The sequence below is a fragment of the Vibrio sp. RE88 genome (assembly GCF_013113835.1).
In the GTDB taxonomy this organism is placed as follows: Bacteria; Pseudomonadota; Gammaproteobacteria; order Enterobacterales; family Vibrionaceae; genus Vibrio.
Genome location: NZ_VTYQ01000009.1, coordinates 49,993 through 71,813 on the forward strand (window position 1 = coordinate 49,993; position 21,821 = coordinate 71,813).

Here is a 21,821-nt window from a genome sequence, read left to right on the forward strand (position 1 = left end):
TTCTTTATCCATGATCACATCATGCTTAATATAAGCTTTAAAACACCAGAAATAAAATACATAAAAATCATAAAGATAAACAAAAACACTCAAAGTAATCACCAAGATACCGATCGATAAAACGACACTCACTCAGATCGGTCAAAGATCCACCACCGAGACTTTTATCCACACCACCAGCTCAGCAAGGCAACTTATGACCAAAAACTCAAGCAAATTATTGCCCCTAAAACACTGTTTATTCATACACTCCTGATAAAAACCCCTCCAATCTCAACAACACCTGTGGATAACCCCTTAACTGATGATCTTTTAGACACTAAGATCAACTTTCAATCAGCCACATTTGGATCGATTTCCGTTACAATAACGGCCACGTTTGACCACCCCGATGATCCACATGAAGCCCGAACCTAAATCAGAAACCGAACTGCTTGATCGAGCGAGAGATATTGCTGGCATGAGTTTTAAGGAACTGGCGGATGAGGCGAACCTAACAGTTCCACCAGATCTCAAAAGAGATAAAGGCTGGGTGGGTCAACTATTGGAATGGCACCTTGGCGCAATTGCGGGAAGCAAACCCCAACAAGATTTTGAGCAGCTCGGAATCGAGCTGAAAACGATCCCGATCAGCTATACGGGCAAACCTTTGGAAACCACCTTTGTCTGTGTCGCACCATTGATGGGAGTACAAGGACTGACTTGGGAAACCAGTCACGTACGTAATAAGCTATCACGAGTACTTTGGGTTCCTGTCGAAGGGGAGCGAGAGATCCCACTTGCTGAACGCCGCGTAGGGTCACCTTTAATATGGTCACCAAGTGAAAGCGAAGAGTTACAACTCAAAACGGATTGGGAAGAATTAATGGAACTGATCGTGCTAGGACAAGTGGAACAAATTACCGCTCGCCATGGTGAAGTGCTTCAACTGCGACCAAAAGCCGCGAACAGCCGAGTATTGACTGAAGCGTACGGAGCGAGCGGCAAGCCTATAATGACGTTGCCGCGAGGGTTCTACCTTCGAACTCAGTTCACTGCTCAGATCCTTGAGCACAATTTTGTTTGATCTAATGTGTGGTCAATGACAGTTCAACATCATGATAAAGCGGGCCATCTCCAGCGCCACATTCATCATAAGCGTTATGTAATCTTAGATAAGCCCGTTCAACTCCCAGACGTAATAGTTCTTCTTTGACAGAGTCGAGCGACTCAAAATGAATCGGCTCATCATCTTGTTTAATCGGTTCCAGTTTGTGCTTGTACTCCACTGCAAGAAGGTAATGTGAGAGATCCGAACAACCAATGACAAACACCTTAGGTGGCTGATAGCTGTCTTTGTGATGTCCATGAATCCATTTATCTAATTGGCTTTTTTGCATAGCTCACCTCCAATTTTAAATTCTAGTTAACTATACAAATTTTGCGAAATTGTTATCGAATCCCATTTCTTCTAATGTGACGATGCCCTATATTGGGATAACAAAGAGAAATTGAGTAAGGAAGTTCAATGCAATACAACAAGTTACCTCATTCCACTCTTGAAATAAGTAAAATCTGTCTGGGCACCATGACCTTTGGTGAACAAAACACAGAACAAGACGCTTTCAGTCAGCTGGATTATGCACTCGAACGTGGTGTGAACTTCATTGATACCGCCGAAATGTACCCCGTCCCCCCTAAAGCGGATACCCAAGGTTCCACCGAGCAATACATCGGTAACTGGCTGAAAAAATCAGGTAAGAGAGAAAAAGTCGTACTGGCGACTAAAATTGCTGGCCCAAGAAATGTCCCTTACATTCGCGATAACATGAGTCTGGATAGACGCAATATTCATCAGGCGATTGACGATAGTTTACAGCGCCTGCAAACCGACTATGTCGACCTTTACCAACTGCATTGGCCGCAGCGCCGGACTAATTGCTTTGGCCAACTCAACTATCCCTACCCTGACGAAAATGAAGAAGTCACGCTGATTGAAACCCTCGAAAGTCTGGCAGGCCTGATAAAAGCGGGCAAAGTGCGCTACATTGGCGTCTCTAACGAAACACCCTGGGGAGTAATGACGCTACTGCGCCTAGCAGAGAAACATGAACTGCCGCGTATTGTTTCAATTCAGAATCCGTATAACCTGCTCAATCGCAGCTTTGAAATCGGTTTGTCTGAAATCAGTCACTATGAAGGTGTTCAGTTGCTTGCCTATTCACCGTTGGCATTTGGTTGCCTGAGTGGTAAATACCTTAATAATGCTCGACCAGATGGCGCTCGCTGTTCCCTATTCGAACGCTTTGTCCGTTACTTTACGCCGCAAGGCATTCAAGCGACTGAAGCCTACGTCAACCTAGCTCGAGAGCACGGGCTTGATCCTGCACAAATGGCATTGGCGTTTGTCAATCAGCGCCCTTTCGTTGGCTCCAACATCATAGGAGCAACGAATCTAGAGCAGCTTAAATCGAACATTGACAGTCTCGATGTCGTATTAAGTGAAGAATTGCTTCAGGGACTTCAGGCAATTGGCACGACTTATTCCAATCCTTGTCCTTAGTGAAAAACCAGCTACTGCATCAGTAGCTGGCTGATAAGGTTCGGGCCAGTGAAGCAAACTGGCCCTTTTTATTACGTAGGTATTCGCGCACTGAGTACTCGACGAAGATGACGAATACGACGCTCGGCTTTGACGCTATCTGGCTCAGTTTGACCGACAGGTCGACCATCTTGTTCTAAACCAATATCGCGTAGCAGGTGGGTATTTTCCCAAGGAATCTGAAACGCGCTGCGGCGAACCCGACGTTTCCATTCACGCTCTTCACGACGTAGATCAGCTTTTACTAGTAGCGTAGCAAGTTTTAGATATACAGAATGACTCATGATAATTCTCCAGTTGGATGATAGACAGCTGGGAAAAGATCAACGAATAGACTGATAAAATGAGGACATTTTTAATTCGCTGCTTTCCCGCAGCCAATTAAAAATAAATGGATACGGACTAATTACATTACTTGGGCAGATCGGCGATCAAATGAAGCGGGCTTATGTTGTTTAGCCGCCATGATCGATACTTGATCGCAAGACGCAGTAATCAATGAATTGACGTTGAAATTTTTCATTGTGCGCCTCCTAGCAATGTATTAATCCAAATAGAAAAGTGTTTCGATGTATGAGCTTGTACTCATGGTTAAATTCTATGCATGGGCGATGATATTTCAACCACTTTGTTGCATAAAATTAAAATACAATTTTTTAACCTAAAAATAACCATACCAAACTCATGAATATAAGATATTCCACTAGGTGATATAAGCTTCAACGATTTATGCTCTATGAAAATAAAAAAACCACACTGCTGAGAGTGTGGCTTTATGTAAATAAAACAGCTAATTACACTGTCGCATCACTAATTAAGTTATGTTTGTTAAGTAATCGGTACATAGTGGCACGCGATACACCCAACTCTTTCGCTGCCATTGAGACCTGACCAGAATGAGACTCCAGCACTAATAGAAGCGCATCACGTTCACTGCGTTCACGAATGCTCTTCAAGCTGCGTTTGCCGTCACTGCGTTTAGGTAAATCGAGATGTTCTTCATCCAACATCACAGTTTCAGACATCAGAACAATACGCTTGATCTGATTCATCAACTCACGGACATTACCCGGCCAGTGATAACGCGTCAGAGCACGTGTAGCTTCTTCTGTGTAACTGCGAGCCTGAGCGTTGTATTCCTTAGAATATTCCTGAAGGAAATGACGCGCGAGAATCGCGATATCCCCCGCACGCTCTTTCAAGCTTGGCACATTGATGCGCAAGACATTGATGTAGTGGTAAAGCTCTTCATTGAAATCACCATCAATCAACGCTTTTTCGATATCCGCCGAGTTGGCGGCCAGAATACGCACGTCGATTTCCTGACGACCATTCACTGTCTCGATAGTCCCTTCCTGAAGGAATCGCAGCAAATTCAACTGCTGAGACTTAGGCAGAGTAAGAATATCGTTAAGCAGTATGGTGCCACCATCCGCCTTTTCAAGAATCGAAGGCTCAGAGGCATCATCGCGGTTAATACCAAATAAATCGCTCTCAAGACGCCTTTCCGACATAGCGCGACAATTGACAGAAATGAACTCTTTCTGCGCCCGAGAAGAGGTTTTATGCACGGCGCGAGCCACGGTTTCTTTGCCAGTACCACTCTCTCCGTAAATCAGAATGCTGACGTCAGTTGGACCGATACGTTTGATCTGATCGCGCAGACGCTTCATTGGGATCGACTCTCCAATCAGCCCCATGTCATTATTGCTGCCATAGTGTGGCCAAACTTTTTTCTCTAACTTGAGCATACCAAGTTGATGGCCAATAGTGCTGAGAAGCTGAGCATCCGGGATTGGCGCAGTGAAAAAGTCGATACAAAAGTTAACGATAAACTGGCAAATGGTATCTGAACTTAACTGCGATTCACGAATAAACGCGAGCCAACGGACTTGCTTATGGTTACTCACCAAATTCGCAATACCATTGAGACTGAACTCATCATGACTAAGGTCGACGATGCCAATGCAAGGCCCTGTTTCGCTGAACAAAGCGTCTGCTTTGCGTAAATCTGCACACTGAGTACAACGCCATCCTACTTGCTCTAACACCGACAGCCAGGGCTCATACGTACCACCGACAACGATAAGTGAACCAGGAATGGAGTCCATTCGGAACTGACTAGCCATGAAATGTATCCCTATTGATTCAAATTTTAATGCTGTGCCTCCAGAGGCACCAAAACTTAGCCGTTACATTATAGAGACTCGGCAAGATAATCTGTCTCATTACTAAGACTAGCCAGTGAATTATATAAATTCCAAACGACAATGCGATCAACATTCAACACGAGTATGCATCTCTCGGCACAAAACGAGACATAGTGCTAAAGCTCTATTGCAACAATTTCAGACATTGCATCTCCGCCAGATAAAAAAATCCGGTATAAGCGTTGCCTATACCGGATTCTGTTTAAAACAATGTCGACATGTTATGCCAATGCTTGTTCTGACGGCTGTACGTTATAACGTCGAATGTCTTTTAATAGCATCATCGCCACAACAATACTCAGCGCGATGTTTGACAGCGGGTAGGCAATCCAGATTCCTGGAACGCCCATCAGCTTAGGCATTATGTACAAGAAAGGTAACTGAATCAGCATATTACCTATAGTGACAAACATGGCTTTGCTGCCTTTATTGATCGCCTGATAGTAGGCTCCGGCAACAACAAGGAATCCATCCAACGCAAGCGCAAACATGTGTAATCGAATGCCAAGAATCGTATTATCGATCAATTGAGTATCCGTTGAGTTAAATACAGACACAAACTCGCGTGGGAAGATATTCAGCAAAAGCACAAACGCCATTCCGATGACCACAGAGCTGACCATCGCCACTTTGAGCAACTTGCGAATATTGGCCTGATGGCGTGCACCATGGTTATAGCTCACCAGTGGTTGCATACCGTTGGCGATACCCTCGGCGGTCAGATAATACACGGTCACGATATAGCCCAAAATGGCATAGGCACCAATCAAGAGCTGATCGCCATATTGAGCAAACAAGCTATTGTGCAACGCCACCATCATCGAACCATAGGCGTACATAAAAAAGCTGGATGTACCGATGGAAAATATCTGAGGCACTAGCGCCAACTTAAGTTTCAGCTCATGAATTCGTAGGCGAAGTTTGGCTCTGTGTGAGAAGAAGTACCCTACTCCCAATATGGTAACAACCATCTGAGCAATTCCGGTCGCAATCGCCGCACCAGTCAGCTCCCAACCTAACCAAGCGATAAATAGGTAGTCGAGCACAATGTTGATTAGCGCCCCCACGACCATCAACATAGTCGCCAAATTTGGGCTGTCGTCATTACGCAGTAAGAACGGCATAGCAATCGAGCCAAGGGTAAATACGCTGGCACCTATCAAGATGTGCAGATACTGTAACCCTAAGTCAAACACGCGTCCTTCAGCGCCCTGCCAACGCAAGAAGTCATCAGCGAAGAAAAACAGTAACCCAGACACCACAGGGGTTAACGCCAGTAAGAGTACCAAACCTGTCGCCAGAGTTTGTTTCGCACCTAGTGCGTCTTTTTCACCTTGACGAATCGACACCATCGCCCCGGTACCCACGCCTACCAGCATGCCAATTCCTAGAATTGAGCCGATCACGGGCCAGGCAACATTGATTCCTGCGAGCCCATCAGCGCCAACATAGCGACCAATAAATACACCATCGACCACCTGATACAAACCATTGACCAGCATGGCAGCGACGGTGGGAATTGTGTATTTCCAAAACTGTTTATATATGGAAGTTTGCATTTCCCTCACCATAAGTTAGCTAGGCTAACTAAATAGTTAAATTGAAAATTGTTGAACCTGTTAGCCTTTTAGTGACTTTTCCAACAGAGATACAAGCTGCCCTGCTTCTTGTTCCGTCAGTTTGTTGCTCATCGCTTGCGCAATATGCTGATAAACTAACTGTTCTTTCGATAAATCCTTTAACACCTGCTTACTCAGTATGACTCGCTTTGAACGTGCATCCTGCAGACATGAGATACGTGAAACTAACCCTTTCTTTTGCAACCGCGCGACCATATTCGACGCGGACGGTTTGGTTACTTTCATCTCATTGGCTAGGTCAGTGATACGAATTCCTTCCGGAAATTCTTCGATGACCCTCAAGTAGTCATACTCGTTAAAACTCAATAGAGATAAAGGGTCTTCTTTAGCATGCACTCGCCACGCTTTGGCGCAAAAACGTTCCAGTTCTATCAGGCAGTTTTCCAGAGCCATAAGATCTCAGTACTTTTAGTTAGCAAGGCTAACTATTTTAGTGATAGTTAAAATAAATGGCAATAAAAAAACCGCTGCGGGACAGCGGTTTTATCATTCAATATTGATTCAGTTGGAGGCTTGTTGTTGATCCTGAGCCTTTTTGGCTAACTGTTCTTCCTTGACCTCATTGTAAATTCGGGTCAATTCCAAGAACGAATAACGATGCTCAACGTACTCATACACGTTAAACGAAATAGCGAGTTTGTAGAGGGAGATTGCACTCGCGTAGTCACCTTGGCTCTGGTAACGCTTGCCGAGGTAGAAATACGCTTCTGTTAGACGTTGCGCTAACAAGGTATTGTCACGTGTACCGACTAAGATCGCTTTGAAAGCTTCATCTTCCGAGATTTCACCTAAGGTGATTGCCACTAGCACCCAGCCCCACTGTTCGTCACGTTGCTCATAACGGTACATTAGCTCTGCAGTGGCTGCCTGAGGATCTTTTTCCGATTTAACAATATATAGCCAAAGTGCTCGGAAAGGGTCTGCTGTATCTTCTTGGTAATGCTCTGTCATATCTTCTAATGCAAGATCGATACGACCACCGTAATACAATGCAATCGCACGATTTCGGGCTGCATAGGAGTTTGCAGGGTCAAGCTCCAAAGTAGAGTCAAACGCATCGTAGGCAGCGTCATACTCTCCAACCTGAGTGAAGTAAACACCAAGTAAGTTAAACAGATCTGGCTGCGCAGGGTTAAGCGACAGTGATTGATTGTAATCTAGTCTGGCCAAATCGCGCAGGCCTACACTATCGTAGTAATTACCACGCTCATAAAGCATCTTCGCCCGGACTTCTTTAGGAAGATCCTGACGTTGAAGTAACTGACTCAAACGAGCGATCTGCACTTCTTGCTGAACGCTTGCTTGCAACGGCACAGCCATTGGTGGGTAAAGCCACTCAGCGCTGTTATTTGATGTAGTGGCACAACCTGCCGTCACCAATAACGCTAAACTAAGTGTTGCGGTTTGAAACCATTTCACAAATAAGTACTCCTGTTGCTGAGCACGCTGCTCAGTATCGGCCGCATTAAAAAAGGGAGCGTAATGCTCCCTTTATAACATGCTTTTAGCAAAATAGGCTAATTCACCGAACCAGCCCATTTACCAGTATCGCATTATGCGTCTGTTGCTGGTTTCTCTTCAGCAGATGCTTCTTCAGTCTTTTCAACTGCTTCTTTCATGCTTAGACGTACACGGCCCTGACGGTCGATTTCAAGTACTTTAACTTGAACTTCTTGACCTTCAGCTAGGTAGTCAGACACTTTCTCAACACGCTTGTCAGCGATTTGAGAGATGTGTACTAGACCGTCTTTACCTGGCAGGATAGTTACGAATGCACCGAAGTCTGCTAGACGCGCTACTTTACCTGTGTAGATGCGGCCAACTTCAACTTCTGCCGTGATCTCTTCGATACGACGGATTGCTTCTTTCGCAGCTGTACCTTCAGTTGCAGCAATCTTGATTGTACCGTCGTCTTCGATTTCGATAGTTGTGCCAGTCTCTTCAGTTAGAGCACGGATAACTGCACCACCTTTACCGATAACGTCTTTGATCTTCTCAGCGCTGATCTTCATTGTGTGAATACGCGGAGCGAACTCAGAGATATCGTCACGAGCACCAGAGATAGCTTCATCCATTACAGATAGGATGTGCTTACGTGCACCTTGCGCTTGGTTAAGAGCAATTTGCATAATCTCTTTAGTGATACCTTCGATCTTGATGTCCATCTGAAGTGCAGTGATACCAGTGTTAGTACCTGCTACTTTAAAGTCCATGTCACCTAGGTGGTCTTCGTCACCAAGGATGTCAGAAAGGACAACGAAATCGTCGCCTTCTTTAACAAGACCCATTGCGATACCCGCAACAGAAGACTTGATTGGAACACCAGCATCCATAAGCGCTAGAGACGTACCACATACAGAAGCCATTGAAGAAGAACCGTTAGATTCTGTGATTTCTGATACTACACGTACTGTGTATGGGAACTCGTCTACAGATGGCATTACTGCAGCAATACCACGCTTAGCTAGTTTACCGTGGCCGATTTCACGACGCTTAGGAGAACCTACAAAACCAGTCTCACCTACACAGTATGGAGGGAAGTTGTAGTGTAGTAGGAAGTGATCTTTACGCTCACCCGTTAGCTCGTCGATGATTTGAGCATCGCGCTGCGTACCTAGAGTCGCAGTTACTAGCGCCTGAGTTTCACCACGAGTGAATAGTGATGAACCGTGAGTACGTGGAAGAACACCAGTACGTACGTCTAGCGCACGAACCATGTCTTTTTCACGACCGTCGATACGTGGGTTACCAGCGATGATGCTGCGACGTACCACTGTCTTCTCTAGATCGTGGAAGATAGTGTGGATTTCTTTTGTGTTTGCTTCTGGATCTTCAGCAAGAAGAACTTCGTTTACTTCACCAGCAATCTCGTGGATGCGGTCGTAACGAGCCATCTTCTCAGTGATTTGGTAAGCTTCAACTAGCTTAGCTTCAGCAAGTTCAGCGATCTTGTTTACAAGCGTTGTGTTCTCTTCTGGAGCAACCCAATCCCAAGCAGGAGTAGCAACTTCAGCTTTGAATTCGTTGATCGCATTGATTACAACTTGCTGTTGATCGTGACCGTAAACCACTGCTGATAGCATCTCTTCTTCAGTTAGGTTGTCAGCTTCTGACTCAACCATAAGAACAGCGCCTTCAGTACCCGCAACAACTAGGTCTAGCTTAGACGTTTCTAGTTCAGTGTTGCTTGGGTTAAGCACAAGTTGACCGTCGATGTGACCAACACGTGCCGCACCGATAGGACCGTTGAACGGGATACCAGAGATAGCAAGTGCCGCTGACGTACCGATCATTGTTACGATGTCAGGTTGAACGTCTGGATTTACAGACACAACTGTCGCGATAACTTGAACTTCGTTTTTGAATGCATCTGGGAAAAGTGGACGGATTGGACGGTCGATTAGACGAGCCGTTAGCGTTTCACCTTCAGAAGGGCGACCTTCACGTTTGAAGAAACCACCAGGGATTTTGCCCGCAGCGTAAGTACGCTCTTGATAGTTAACCGTTAGAGGGAAGAAGTCTTGACCTTCTACCGCTTCTTTTTTACCTACAACAGATACGAATACCGCAGTATCGTCCATTGTCACCATAACTGCTGCTGTAGCTTGACGTGCAATAACGCCAGTTTCTAGAGTAACCGTGTGGTTACCGTACTGGAACGTTTTAACAACTGGTTTTTCGAACATTGTTATTCCTTGTTTCTGAGGCATCCAAATGGGGCTCAGATAGTGTTAATTGACACTCAAGGCACTACAAATCGCGACTAGTAAAAACGCACTGTTGCTATCCGAAACTTAAGGAGAGGCAATGTCATTTTTAATAGTCGCGACCTTTTGGTCGACGAGGTTGACTGTAATGCAATGAGTTTTTGCTTTTAATACTCAAACAACATGAGTATGGGCGTGCGTATTATAACGGGATAAAACGGATTTGGCTAAATTTAGGCAACAAAAAAGGGGCAAAAAGCCCCTTTTCCGACAAACTGCTCTATGCAGTCGCTAATTAGCGACGTAGGCCTAGACGCTTGATTAGGTCGTGGTAACGATCTAGATCTTTACCTTTTAGGTAATCTAGAAGTTTACGACGACGAGAAACCATACGTAGAAGACCACGACGGCTGTGGTGATCGCCTTTATGCGCTTTGAAGTGACCTTGTAGGTGGTTGATAGAAGCTGTAAGTAGAGCTACTTGTACTTCTGGTGAACCAGTGTCGCCTTCGCCACGTGCGTAATCTGCAACGATTGCTGCTTTAGTTTCTGCATTCAGAGACATAATTCTCTCCTAATAAGAGTAGGTTAAACGTTGTGCCAGCCAATCTCTGATTCAGCCGACACGAGGAGCGAGAATTATAGGGGATGCTCGTTGCTTAAGCAATAGGTATTTACGCACTTCGCACGGGAGGCGGAGACGAAGGCCGTTCCGTTATTGCCCTTTTCTGTTACACTTAGCGGATTAAAAGCTACCTATTTGAAATAACAGGATTCCTTATGAAAATCGGCATCATCGGTGCAATGGAGCAAGAAGTCTCTATTCTTAAGCAAGCTATTGAAAACTGCAAAGAAGTATCAAAAGCGGGTTGCACTTTCTTCTCTGGTCAACTGAACGGCGTGGACGTCGTCCTACTTCAATCTGGTATCGGTAAAGTTGCAGCAGCAATCGGTACCACTGTCTTGCTTGATGAATACCAACCAGATGTTGTCATCAATACAGGTTCTGCGGGTGGTTTTGATTCAACACTGAATTTGGGCGATGTGGTTATTTCGACAGAAGTTCGTCACCACGATGCAGATGTAACAGCGTTTGGCTATGAAATGGGGCAAATGGCCGGGCAACCTGCGGCTTTCACTGCGGATGCGAAGCTGATGGACATTGCGGAAAAAGCACTGTCACAAATGGAAGACAAACACGCTGTACGTGGCCTGATTTGTACTGGTGATACGTTTGTCTGCACCGCTGAGCGTCAGGCGTTTATCCGCCAACATTTCCCATCGGTGATTGCCGTTGAGATGGAAGCTTCTGCAATTGCTCAGGCTTGTCACCAATTTAAAGTGCCGTTTGTTGTAGTGCGTGCCATTTCAGACGTGGCTGACAAAGAGTCACCAATGAGTTTCGAAGAGTTTCTACCGCTAGCTGCAAAGAGCTCTTCTGAAATGGTCTTCAAAATGGTTGAGTTGCTTAAAGCATAATCAATAGCGAGTGGCTGATACTCATGGAAGAACTTTTTAATCAGTTATACTCAAACGGAGCGCTCCTAGTGTTATGGGGCGCTTTGTTGTTTCACCTTATACTCCCTTTTCCCCGTGAAGCGCACCCTGCTATTTTATGGCACAAATTTGCTGAGCAACTGGCCGACAAGGTCAATACCAATTCCAGTTATTCACAAAGCATGATCTCAGGCACTCTGGCTTGGTTGCTGATGATCGTCCCTATGCTCACCGTATTAATCGCGTTAAAGCCGTTGGTGTGGCAAGCCCAGTTGTTTGAGCTTGCGCTGTTATTACTCGCCATAGACTGGCGCAATACCGATAAATTCACCGTCCACTTTGTCGAAGCATTGGCCAGAGAAGATAAAGAGCACGCTAAAATGCTCCTCAAGCCAATGGTGAATCGCTCCACCGAGTCGTTGTCTCTTCTCGGCTTAGGAAAAGCGGGCACAGAAACCCTCATCATGTCATACGGTCGCAATGTGGTCGCAGTGCTATTTTGGTACGCCATTACAGGAGGGATTGGCGCCTTCATTTATCGTATGACGGTAGAACTCGCCCGAGCCTGGTCACCCTCACGCGAGAAGTTTTCACCTTTTGGCCTCCCTGTCATTCGAACTGTCGCCGTTTTGGATTACATCCCATTACGCTTATTCGCCGTTATGATTGCATTGGGAAACAGAACCAGCGAAGTGTGGGCTCTGCTTAAGCAACAAGCAGCGACTTGGCCGCTACCGGGACCATCATGGTTGATCATCGCCGTCGGCGCGAAACAAGAGCTTTCTCTCGGTGGACCTGCTATTTATGACGGCAAAAAATCAGTTCGCAGTAAGCTCGGTGGCCGAATTGCGCCGTCTGCCATACATATCGCTCAAGTGCAGCGCCTGCTGGCATGGCGAATGTTCGCCTGGATCATGGTACAAAGCGCTATCATGGGCCTCATTTATCAAGGAATCTAAATGCAGATACGGCTGCTTACCTTCATTACATTACTGGTTTCCGCGCTGGTTAACGCAGCTCCCGTGGAACGCGTTATTAGCTTGGCCCCTCACGCGACCGAAATGGCATTTGCTGCGGGGTTGGGTGACAAACTGATCGCAGTCAGTGAACACAGCGATTACCCTGAACAGGCAACAAAGCTTGAAAAAGTCTCCAACTACCAAGGTATAAAGCTCGAACGCATTATTGCGCTCCAGCCTGATCTGGTGATCGCATGGCCTGCCGGTAACCCTGCTAGAGAATTGGAAAAGCTGAAGCAATTTGGTATCAACATTTACTACTCGACAACCAGCTCGCTGGATGACATTGCCAACAACATCGAACAATTAAGCCAATATTCTCAAGATCCATCCGTCGGACTCAATACAGCCAAGCATTATAGGAATCAGCTGGCGAAGTTTAAGCAACGCTATCAAACGGATATCCCAGTAAGGTATTTCTATCAGCTGAGCGAACAGCCGATAATTACCGTTGCAAAAGGGAATTGGCCAAGCGAAGTATTTTCGTTTTGTGGTGGTGAGAATGTGTTTGAACAAAGTGCCGCACCCTACCCACAAGTTGGCACTGAACAAGTGGTATTAAGTAACCCAGAAGTCATCTTTACCTCAGAGCATGCCATCGCAAAAGGGAACCCTTGGCTGGACTGGAAAAAACAGTTGTCTGCGGTTGAAAACGGATACGTCTGGTCACTGAATTCAGACTGGCTCAACCGACCGACCCCCAGAACGCTGAATGCAATCGAAGAAGTTTGTGAGCACTTCGAAATCGTCAGGCAAAATCGCTAACACTGCTTAGCTCTGATACCATACAATCCGCCGTCGTTTTTATTCCTCAGGATCACTGAGCATTTGTAAGAGATATTAATCCCGTGGATTCCATGCTGCTATACAGTGTCGATTTATTCGGCACCGCCATTTTCGCTGTCTCAGGAGTGCTGCTTGCCGGCCGACTCAAAATGGACCCTTTTGGTGTTGCCGTACTTGGCAGCGTTACCGCTATTGGAGGCGGTACGATTCGTGACATGGCATTAGGTGCCACCCCAGTATTCTGGATTACTGACACAAACTATTTGTGGACCATCTTGATCACCTGCCTGCTAACGATGATCATTGTTCGCCGTCCTAAACGTCTAGCTTGGTGGATTTTGCCCGTATGTGATGCCATTGGACTCGCGGTGTTCGTTGGTATTGGTGTCGATAAAACCATGGCTTATCAGGGTTCAGCACTGGTTGCGATCATCATGGGGGTGATTACCGGTTGTGGCGGCGGCATCATCCGTGATGTGCTCGCTCGGGAAGTCCCAATGGTACTGAGAAGTGAAGTTTATGCCACGGCGTGTATTATCGGCGGGGTATTTCACACCACAGCGCTGGCGATGGGACATGATCCTGACACTGCATTCTTAGCCGGTGTCTTTTCTACTTTGTTGATTCGCCTAGGCGCCATTCGCTGGCACTTGTCTCTGCCAACATTTGCGCTCAATCGTTAATTAAAACGGGTCAGGCACATAAAAAAAGGTCACCGAGGTGACCTTTTTACTTTCAGCAACCAATTACTTTTGTACTCGACGCAGAACGTCTTTCAGCAAGTCAAAGTCATTGGCAAGATCTTCAGAAAGCAGTTCCATCGCGGCATGTTTTGCCAGCGGACCTGGCAAATCAATGTCGGAGTCCAAAATCTCATCCACGACTTCTTTGAATTTCGCAGGGTGAGCCGTACAAAGGAATAGACCCGTTTCGCCTTCTTGTAATTGCTCTTCCAGGACGCGGTATGCAATGGCACCGTGTGGCTCACATAGGTAACCGAGCGAGTGCAAATCTTTCACTGACTGCGCACTTTGCTCATCAGAAACCGCACCTTTACCTAATGTCTCCAAGCCCCACTCTTTCACGCGGCATAGCTCTTCGATGCGCGGCCAGTTGTTTGGCTGGCTTACATCCATCGCATTCGATGTCGTCGCAACTGTTGGTTTTGGCTCCCAATTACCTGTCTCTAGGTAACGTGGCACAGTATCGTTGGCGTTCGTTGCAGCAATAAAGCGTTTAATTGGCAGACCCAGCGCTTTCGCCAATAGACCAGCGGTTAAGTTACCGAAGTTACCACTTGGCACTGACACAACAAGATTCTCACGCTGCTCTTTACTCATTTGCGCTGCAGCTTCAAAGTAATAACAGATTTGCGCCATCAAACGACTGATGTTGATTGAGTTTGCAGAGTTTAGACCAATTTCTTCACGCAATGCCGCGTCATCGAAAGCTTGCTTAACAAGTGCCTGACAAGCATCGAAGTCACCATCGATCGCTACGGTGTGAATATTGTTACCAAGCGTACAGAATAGCTTCTCTTGTAGTGGGCTGATCTTGCCTTTCGGGTAAAGAATCACAACATTGATGTCTTCCATACCGTAGAAAGCGTGTGCCACGGCTGCACCAGTGTCGCCAGAGGTTGCGGTCAGAATAGTAATCTTGCCGCCGTCTGATACCGCCGCAAGAGATTGCGCCATAAAGCGCCCACCGAAGTCTTTAAACGCTAGAGTTGGACCATGGAACAATTCTAAAGCATAAACACCATCTTTAACCTGATTGATTGGTGCTGGGAATTGAAACGCCGCGTCAACCATAGAGTTAACTTGCTCTTCACTCAGCTCATCACCAATCAACGCTGACAAAATTTTAGTGCTACGAGAGACTAAGTCTTCTGATAGCAGCGCATCAACATCATCAAATTTCGGCAATTCCGATGGAAAAAACAGACCTTGATTACGGCCTAACCCTTGGCGAACGGCTTGGCCAAAGGAAACTTGTTCATCATTTTCTTTTATATTGTAAAGCTTCATAGCTCACTTCCTGTTACTTTCGAGCCCTGTTTGTCTAAACGACAAACATGGACGAATCCTTCTTGGTTTTGTACGTAATTTTGTTCTAACCTGCGAGCAACTCGCTCAGCGACATCTTTATCTTTGCAAATACTAAACAGCGTCGGGCCACTTCCTGAAATGCCCGTCGCCAGAGCGCCTGCTGTTGCCGCATATTTACGTGCATCAGCAAAGCCCGGTAGCAGTTTCTCACGATACGGTTCAGCGATCTCGTCTTTGATCATCTTAGCCGCCAGCTCTGGCTGGTTCGAATGGCAAGCATGGATAAAGCCAGCCAAGTGTCGACCATGAGCAATGATATCCTGACGACGATATTGAGATGGTAGGATCTCGCGTGCTTCCGCCGTTGATACCTTGATGCCTGGATACGCCATGACCCAGTACCAGTCATCAAAACATGGCACTTCCTGACTGATGATGCCAAGCTCTTCAAGCATTAGTTGAACACCACCTAGGTAACATGGTGCGACATTGTCGTAATGTATACCACCAGATATCTGCCCTTCCATCTCACCCATCAATGCCAATAGCTCAGTTTTATCCAACGGATTACCATGGAACTGGTTTAACGCATCCAGAGCCGCGACAATAGAGCAGGCACTGGAGCCTAACCCAGAACCGATCGGCATGTTCTTCTCAAGCGTCATTTCAAGAGGTAACAGAGTCACACCTTTCTTATCTAACTCTCGGGCAAACACTTGCCAACAATCATAAACGATATTTTCTTTAGGGTTTTCCGGTAACTTGGAAACAAAATCGCCCGCCGTTTTGAGGCTAAAAGACTCGTTTCCAGCTTTCACCATCACTCGGTCACCAAGTAAGGTGCCATCAATAGGCGACACCGCAGCACCGAGCACATCAAAACCAACACTCACGTTACCAATTGACGCTGGGGCGTAAACCACCACATCCATACCACTACTCATTCGTTTTAAACCCCTAGTTTCCATCCTAAAGTACGCATCACATCTGAGAATACCCCAGCCGCGGTAACTTCTGTACCCGCACCATAACCACGTAATACCAGTGGAATTGGCTGATAGTAACGGCTGTAGAAGGCCAATGCGTTCTCACCATCCTTGATCTTGAACATAGGATCATTTTCATCAACGGCGGCAATGCTCACACGACATTGGCCATCATTGATTTCTCCAACATAACGTAACACTTTGCCATCTTCCGCGGCCTTGGCGGACCACTCTTGGAAGTACGCATCCGCTTCAGGCAATCGTGCCATGAACTCATCTACGCTGCCTGAATCATCAAAGCCTGGTGGTAATGCTTGATCAACAATCACATCTTCCAGCTCTAAATTCATGCCGGCTTCACGCGCAAGAATTAGTAGCTTACGAGCGACATCCATACCAGACAGATCATCACGAGGATCCGGCTCGGTAAAGCCATTGTCTTTAGCAATATTGGTCGCCTGACTTAGCGTCATACCTTCATCAAGCTTACCGAAGATGTAGGACAGAGAACCAGAAAGAATTCCGCTAAAGCGCTCAAGTTCATCCCCTGCGGAGATAAGATTTTGCAGGTTTTCGATTACTGGTAGACCAGCGCCAACTGTTGTTTCGTACATCAACTTACGACGTGAACTACGGGCGACATCACGCAGCTGATGATAATACGCCATACTCGCTGTGTTGGCTTTTTTGTTTGGAGTGACAACGTGGAAGCCCGCGGCCAAGAAATCCGCATATTGGTTAGCGATAGACTCTGAAGAAGTACAATCCACCAACACTGGGTTGATAATGTGGTTGCGCTGAACCAGAGAAATCAATCGCGCGAGGCTAAATTCTTCAGTTGCGTCGTTCATGCGGTCACGCCAGTGCTCTAATGGCAGACCTTCACTATCGAGCAACAGCCCCTTGCTGTTCGCCAAACCACAGACTCTTAGAATGATGCCTTTTTCCGCCAATTTCGCTTGCTGACGCTGAATTTGATCCACCAGCTCGCCACCAACGCCGCCGACACCGACCACAAATACATCCAAAAAGTGTTTAGAGTTAAACAGGTTCTCATGACACGCTTTAATCGCTTCAGAAATCTTATCTTCAGGAATCACAGCTGAAATCGCACGTTCCGATGAACCTTGCGCGATAGCCACGATATTAACGTTCACTTCTGCCAAAGATGAGAAGAATTGAGAGGCGACGCCGCGAGAAGTGCGCATACCATCACCAACCAAAGTCACAATGGCGACATCATCCATAAACTCAACAGGCTCAAGCAGGCCGTCTTTGAGCTCCAACTCGAACGAGTCGCTGAGCGCTTGCTGAGCGATGGCTTTATCTTCCGCCTCAATACAGAAACTGATGCTGTACTCAGAAGAAGACTGAGTGATGAGTACAATAGAGACACCCGATGAAGACATGGCACCAAATACGCGGCTCGCCATTCCGACCATGCCTTTCATTCCCGGACCTGAAACATTGACCATGGTCAGATCGCTTAGCGTGGTAATGCCTTTAATGGAAAGTTTGTCTTCCCCAGTGTCTTGGCCGATTAACGTGCCCGCACCTTGTGGGTTAAAGCTGTTTTTGATCAGACATGGGATATGGAATTGGGCAATTGGAGCGATAGTTTTAGGGTGAAGCACAGAAGCGCCAAAGTAAGAAAGCTCCATCGCTTCCTGATAGCTAAGTGATTTCAGTAGACGCGCATCATCAACCAAGCGTGGGTCACAGTTGTAGACGCCATCGACATCTGTCCAAATTTCGCAACAATCAGCGCGTAGACACGCTGCTAATACCGCAGCCGAGTAGTCAGAGCCGTTGCGACCTAGAGTGACGAGTTCGCCCTCTTCATTACCTGCAGTAAAACCAGGCATGATATTGACGTGACCTTTAGGCAGTGGATTTTGGCGGAAATTCTGAGTCGAAACCTCAACGTCAACCATCGCCTCCAAGTGTTCACCGTTCGCATAAAGGTATTTAACCGGATCAATCAGGCTAGCTGGTTGACCTTTTGCTTCCAATACCGCTTTCATGAGCTGAATGGAAACACGTTCACCTTTACTAATGATACGAGCATTGACGTTATCTGGGCACATACCCAACAGGTTAATACCGTGCACAAACTGACGCAGTTGAGTCAGAGAGGTTTTTACTTGGTTGTCATAGCCGGAACCATCAATGTTAGGCAAGACTTGTTTGATATCCTGATACAGATCGCGGAAAGAGTCTTCCAACTCAGCGATTTGCAGCTCGGCCTCGCCATTTTTCAACGCCCCATCAATCACGGCAACCAGTTTATTGGTTGTTTTACCTGGTGCTGAGAGAACAACAGCGACCTCTTCCTGCTGAGCATTATTAGCAATGATATCCGCAGCTCGTAAAAAACGATCAGCATCTGCTAATGATGAGCCTCCAAACTTTAAAACACGCATCCCTTCCTCCAAATATCTGTAAATTTAGTTATAAAAAAAGGCCTGTATCTTGTGGGATACAGGCCTTTTTTTTGAATTTCTTTCGCTTAGCAGCCTGCCCCAACATGTGTAATGTCGGTAATAATAATGGTTGTGGTCATTACTAGGTGGCTGTGGTTTTGCATAGTTTAATTTTGTTGCGATTGTGTGTTTGCTTACCCATACGTTTAACCTATTTGTTTAGCATGAGTCAACGAAAAGTTTTTATTTTTTGTTTACACTTCGGTCTAATTGGCTTCTGTGAGCCAGTTCAATAAGTTATCTCATCACAAAACAAAATGAATCAGAATGCATATTGGTTGGATCCAGTTTTAGCTGAAAAAGATTCTCCCAGTGCTTTTGTTTTATGCTTTAATTGATCTTGCAGTGGATAAATAACGACCAAGGAGTGGCAAATGAAAAAAACACTAAGCCTTTTGCTTACTCTTGTTGCGTGCTCGTCAGTGGCTACAGAGCTCCCTGCTTTACCATCACAGCAAAAAGCATCCCCACATAAGCTATTCCTCTCCAGTGAGACCGATCAACACGACTTTGATACTTGGAAGATTGATGGCGGTTATTCTTATAATGTGTTTGATAACATTGATTTGTATGTAGGAGCCCGTGTTAATCAAGGGAGTAATACCAACGAAAGTGGATTTTTAAGTGGTGTAAGCTATCAGATAACGCCAAGAGTCTCGGTAAAAAGTACCCTGCATTCTTACAACGAAGAAAACACGGCTGAGGGGACAGATAAAGTCATTGCCGCAGAAGTTTCAAGTCGCATGAGATTGACTGAAAATCTCGATCTCCATGCCACTCTCGAACATCAAGAGTGGCAACAAGAGCTGGAAGTCGGTATCGGCTTTCGCTTCTAACTCCAATCCAACAATTCTGTAGAGGTTAACACACCATTCCAGTCGGCGTAGACGTAGTCGCCGGGCTGGATCATTTGGTTGTGTATCGTCAAAGTCACATTCGTGTCACCCGCCCCACGCTTTTCCGTTTTAAATGGGCTGGTCCCGAGCGCCTTGACTCCCAGTTCCATCTCCGCCATTGCAGCCGCATCACGGATAGCACCATAAACAATCACGCCCTCCCAGTTATTATCAATCGCTAGGATCGCCAATTGATCACCAAGCAAGGCTTTTTGACAGGAACCATGTCCATCGACGATCAGCACTTTGCCCTTGCCGTCCTGACTCAAGGTTTCTCTCACTTTGGAGTTATCGTGGTAGCAGCGAACCGTGACAATTTCTCCCCAGAACGCACTTTTGTTACCAAAAGTGTGTAAGGGCAAATCCAACGACGTTACTTTATCTTCATGTTTATCACATATATCCGGTGTTATATCTTTCATTTTTCCTCCATGAATATGGCTTTAATTTCTTATCTGCATCGATATTCCCACTCACCTAAACTGACTTTCGCTCCGTCAGCCAAACAGGAGAGTAAAAACAGCTCATTACCATCAACATAGTAAATGGCGTTCTGCTGATATTTACGCCCTAGCTCTAGTGCCTGTAACTCATCAATATCGACAGCGAAACTCTCTTCAGCCCAACCGAAACTTTCATCTCCCACTAGCACTTCAACAAAGTAAGTATGGCTAAATTCTTGAACTAAGTAGTGATTATTTCGCTGATTTTGTTGTTTGGACTGGCACTGACTGGCGGGGTTCCACGCCGTGATAATGGCAAACTGATGACAGCTCAGCGAGCGAATGAATTTGAAGTAAGGGTCTGAATATTCTTGCCAAAGTTGTGCATCAACCATCATATAAACCACAGTTTTACATTTGTTTTAGACTATTAATATTTGTTACATTCGAACTCTTGATATAAATCAACAAAGTGCATGGAATTAACATTCTGACGTTGTTAGCATGCTGTTAACATTATAGAATCCGCCTCAAAGACTAATAGAACGTGTGAGGAAAAGGGACCTCAAAAAGCGAATTGGGACCAAGGAAGGCGGGCAACCAAAGAAACAATGTATTTTTACAGTCTTTGGTTTATTATCAACATCACATTACCTGTATGTTAGGTTTTTGCCTAGAATTTATTCTATTAGCACAATTTTTTCACAAGTTTAGGTACCGCCAATGCAAACCCCGCACATTCTTATTGTTGAAGATGAGCAAGTAACTCGTAACACTCTAAAGAGTATTTTTGAAGCAGAGGGATACGCTGTTTTCGAGGCCAGTGACGGTGAAGAGATGCACCAGGTGCTGTCTGACAACCAGGTAAATCTGGTTATTATGGACATCAACCTTCCAGGTAAAAATGGCCTTCTGCTTGCACGTGAACTGCGTGAGCAAGCAAATGTGGCATTAATGTTCCTGACTGGTCGTGACAACGAAGTCGACAAGATCCTTGGTCTTGAGATCGGTGCAGACGACTACATTACTAAGCCGTTCAACCCACGTGAACTCACTATCCGTGCTCGTAACCTGCTGAACCGCTCAATGAGCACCAGTGTAGTAACGGAAGAGAAACGTAGCGTTGAGAAATACGAATTCAACGGCTGGGTATTGGATATCAATAGCCGCTCACTGGTTAGCCCAAGTGGCGATGGCTACAAGCTACCACGTTCTGAGTTCCGTGCCCTGCTTCACTTCTGTGAAAATCCAGGCAAGATCCAGACACGTGCTGACCTGCTTAAGAAAATGACTGGTCGTGAGCTTAAGCCACATGACCGTACTGTCGATGTGACTATCCGTCGTATCCGTAAGCACTTTGAGTCAGTCTCTGGTACGCCAGAAATCATCGCGACTATTCACGGTGAAGGTTACCGATTCTGTGGTGATTTAGAAGAATAATCACCAGAATGAAGATAGAAAAATGGAGCCAATTGGCTCCATTTTTTTGTTTTTCACTATCGGCTGCGACTCAAATGGTAAC

21 protein-coding genes and 1 other annotated feature are annotated in these 21,821 nt (G+C 45.9%); of the genes, 8 read left to right on the top strand and 13 right to left on the bottom strand.

The window, feature by feature from the left end; genetic code table 11:
* Positions 1-400 precede the first annotated feature (400 nt).
* Positions 401-1,066, top strand: coding sequence for a DNA mismatch repair endonuclease MutH (mutH, locus tag F0265_RS19795; RefSeq protein ID WP_171348666.1), 666 nt, complete (start codon positions 401-403; stop codon positions 1,064-1,066).
* A gap of 1 nt (position 1,067) precedes the next feature.
* Here mutH and F0265_RS19800 read toward each other — a convergent pair whose 3' ends face one another.
* Entirely contained in the window at positions 1,068-1,379 is a 312-nt protein-coding gene (locus F0265_RS19800) for a DUF6482 family protein (RefSeq protein ID WP_006957738.1), read from the bottom strand.
* A 128-nt stretch (positions 1,380-1,507) separates the two neighbouring features.
* Between F0265_RS19800 and F0265_RS19805 the strand changes: the two genes are divergently transcribed.
* Positions 1,508-2,542, top strand: a complete 1,035-nt coding sequence (locus tag F0265_RS19805; RefSeq protein WP_171750104.1) for an NADP(H)-dependent aldo-keto reductase — start codon at positions 1,508-1,510, stop codon at positions 2,540-2,542.
* A gap of 71 nt (positions 2,543-2,613) precedes the next feature.
* Here F0265_RS19805 and F0265_RS19810 read toward each other — a convergent pair whose 3' ends face one another.
* From F0265_RS19810 to rpsO, 7 genes are all read right to left on the bottom strand, one after another.
* A complete protein-coding gene (locus F0265_RS19810; protein ID WP_038163689.1) occupies positions 2,614-2,865 on the bottom strand; it encodes a hypothetical protein in 252 nt (83 codons plus the stop codon).
* A 510-nt stretch (positions 2,866-3,375) separates the two neighbouring features.
* Entirely contained in the window at positions 3,376-4,710 is a 1,335-nt protein-coding gene (gene vpsR, locus F0265_RS19815; RefSeq protein ID WP_019275505.1) for a cyclic-di-GMP-binding transcriptional regulator VpsR, read from the bottom strand.
* Positions 4,711-5,012: 302 nt separating this feature from the next.
* Positions 5,013-6,350, bottom strand: coding sequence for an MATE family efflux transporter (locus tag F0265_RS19820; protein WP_171750105.1), 1,338 nt, complete (start codon positions 6,348-6,350; stop codon positions 5,013-5,015).
* Between the two features lie 60 nt (positions 6,351-6,410).
* The gene (locus F0265_RS19825) at positions 6,411-6,824 is read right to left on the bottom strand and encodes a MarR family transcriptional regulator (RefSeq protein ID WP_171750106.1); all 414 of its coding nucleotides are present in this window, start codon (positions 6,822-6,824) and stop codon (positions 6,411-6,413) included.
* Between the two features lie 108 nt (positions 6,825-6,932).
* Positions 6,933-7,850, bottom strand: a complete 918-nt coding sequence (gene nlpI, locus F0265_RS19830; RefSeq protein WP_171750107.1) for a lipoprotein NlpI — start codon at positions 7,848-7,850, stop codon at positions 6,933-6,935.
* A gap of 134 nt (positions 7,851-7,984) precedes the next feature.
* Entirely contained in the window at positions 7,985-10,117 is a 2,133-nt protein-coding gene (gene pnp, locus F0265_RS19835; RefSeq protein WP_038163683.1) for a polyribonucleotide nucleotidyltransferase, read from the bottom strand.
* Positions 10,118-10,433: 316 nt separating this feature from the next.
* Positions 10,434-10,703: a 30S ribosomal protein S15 gene (gene rpsO, locus F0265_RS19840; protein WP_006957756.1), complete on the bottom strand. Its 270-nt coding sequence runs from the start codon at positions 10,701-10,703 to the stop codon at positions 10,434-10,436.
* Between the two features lie 215 nt (positions 10,704-10,918).
* Here rpsO and mtnN point away from each other — a divergent pair, with 215 nt between their 5' ends.
* From mtnN to F0265_RS19860, 4 genes are all read left to right on the top strand, one after another.
* A complete protein-coding gene (gene mtnN / locus F0265_RS19845) occupies positions 10,919-11,617 on the top strand; it encodes a 5'-methylthioadenosine/S-adenosylhomocysteine nucleosidase (protein WP_171750108.1) in 699 nt (232 codons plus the stop codon).
* Between the two features lie 23 nt (positions 11,618-11,640).
* Positions 11,641-12,594: a cobalamin biosynthesis family protein gene (locus F0265_RS19850; protein WP_171750109.1), complete on the top strand. Its 954-nt coding sequence runs from the start codon at positions 11,641-11,643 to the stop codon at positions 12,592-12,594.
* Positions 12,595-13,419, top strand: coding sequence for a vitamin B12 ABC transporter substrate-binding protein BtuF (gene btuF, locus F0265_RS19855; protein ID WP_171750110.1), 825 nt, complete (start codon positions 12,595-12,597; stop codon positions 13,417-13,419). It begins immediately after the preceding gene.
* An 83-nt stretch (positions 13,420-13,502) separates the two neighbouring features.
* Positions 13,503-14,123 carry a TRIC cation channel family protein gene (locus tag F0265_RS19860; RefSeq protein WP_171750111.1) on the top strand — a complete coding sequence of 207 codons (621 nt, stop codon included), beginning with the start codon at positions 13,503-13,505 and terminating at the stop codon, positions 14,121-14,123.
* 63 nt (positions 14,124-14,186) lie between these two features.
* On the opposite strand, the gene thrC is transcribed toward F0265_RS19860, so the two are convergent.
* From thrC to thrA, 3 genes are read right to left on the bottom strand one after another with little or no spacing between them, the layout of a single operon-like run.
* Positions 14,187-15,470, bottom strand: a complete 1,284-nt coding sequence (thrC, locus tag F0265_RS19865; protein WP_171750112.1) for a threonine synthase — start codon at positions 15,468-15,470, stop codon at positions 14,187-14,189.
* Positions 15,467-16,423, bottom strand: a complete 957-nt coding sequence (thrB, locus tag F0265_RS19870; protein ID WP_171750151.1) for a homoserine kinase — start codon at positions 16,421-16,423, stop codon at positions 15,467-15,469. Before thrB ends, thrC begins: the two co-directional genes overlap by 4 nt.
* Before the next feature lie 17 nt (positions 16,424-16,440).
* Positions 16,441-18,900 (bottom strand): bifunctional aspartate kinase/homoserine dehydrogenase I, encoded by a 2,460-nt coding sequence (gene thrA / locus F0265_RS19875; protein WP_171750113.1) that lies wholly within the window; start codon positions 18,898-18,900, stop codon positions 16,441-16,443.
* Positions 18,901-18,931: 31 nt separating this feature from the next.
* Positions 18,932-19,051, bottom strand: a sequence feature (Thr leader region).
* Positions 19,052-19,334: 283 nt separating this feature from the next.
* Here thrA and F0265_RS19885 point away from each other — a divergent pair.
* A complete protein-coding gene (locus F0265_RS19885) occupies positions 19,335-19,796 on the top strand; it encodes a hypothetical protein (RefSeq protein ID WP_006957766.1) in 462 nt (153 codons plus the stop codon).
* Here F0265_RS19885 and F0265_RS19890 read toward each other — a convergent pair.
* Positions 19,793-20,278: a putative 4-hydroxy-4-methyl-2-oxoglutarate aldolase gene (locus F0265_RS19890; protein ID WP_019278037.1), complete on the bottom strand. Its 486-nt coding sequence runs from the start codon at positions 20,276-20,278 to the stop codon at positions 19,793-19,795. The genes F0265_RS19885 and F0265_RS19890 overlap by 4 nt on opposite strands.
* Before the next feature lie 29 nt (positions 20,279-20,307).
* The gene (locus tag F0265_RS19895) at positions 20,308-20,697 is read right to left on the bottom strand and encodes a DUF3293 domain-containing protein (RefSeq protein ID WP_171750114.1); all 390 of its coding nucleotides are present in this window, start codon (positions 20,695-20,697) and stop codon (positions 20,308-20,310) included.
* Positions 20,698-21,022: 325 nt separating this feature from the next.
* Between F0265_RS19895 and arcA the strand changes: the two genes are divergently transcribed.
* Positions 21,023-21,739: a two-component system response regulator ArcA gene (gene arcA, locus F0265_RS19900; RefSeq protein WP_006957769.1), complete on the top strand. Its 717-nt coding sequence runs from the start codon at positions 21,023-21,025 to the stop codon at positions 21,737-21,739.
* The last annotated feature ends 82 nt before the right edge of the window (positions 21,740-21,821 follow it).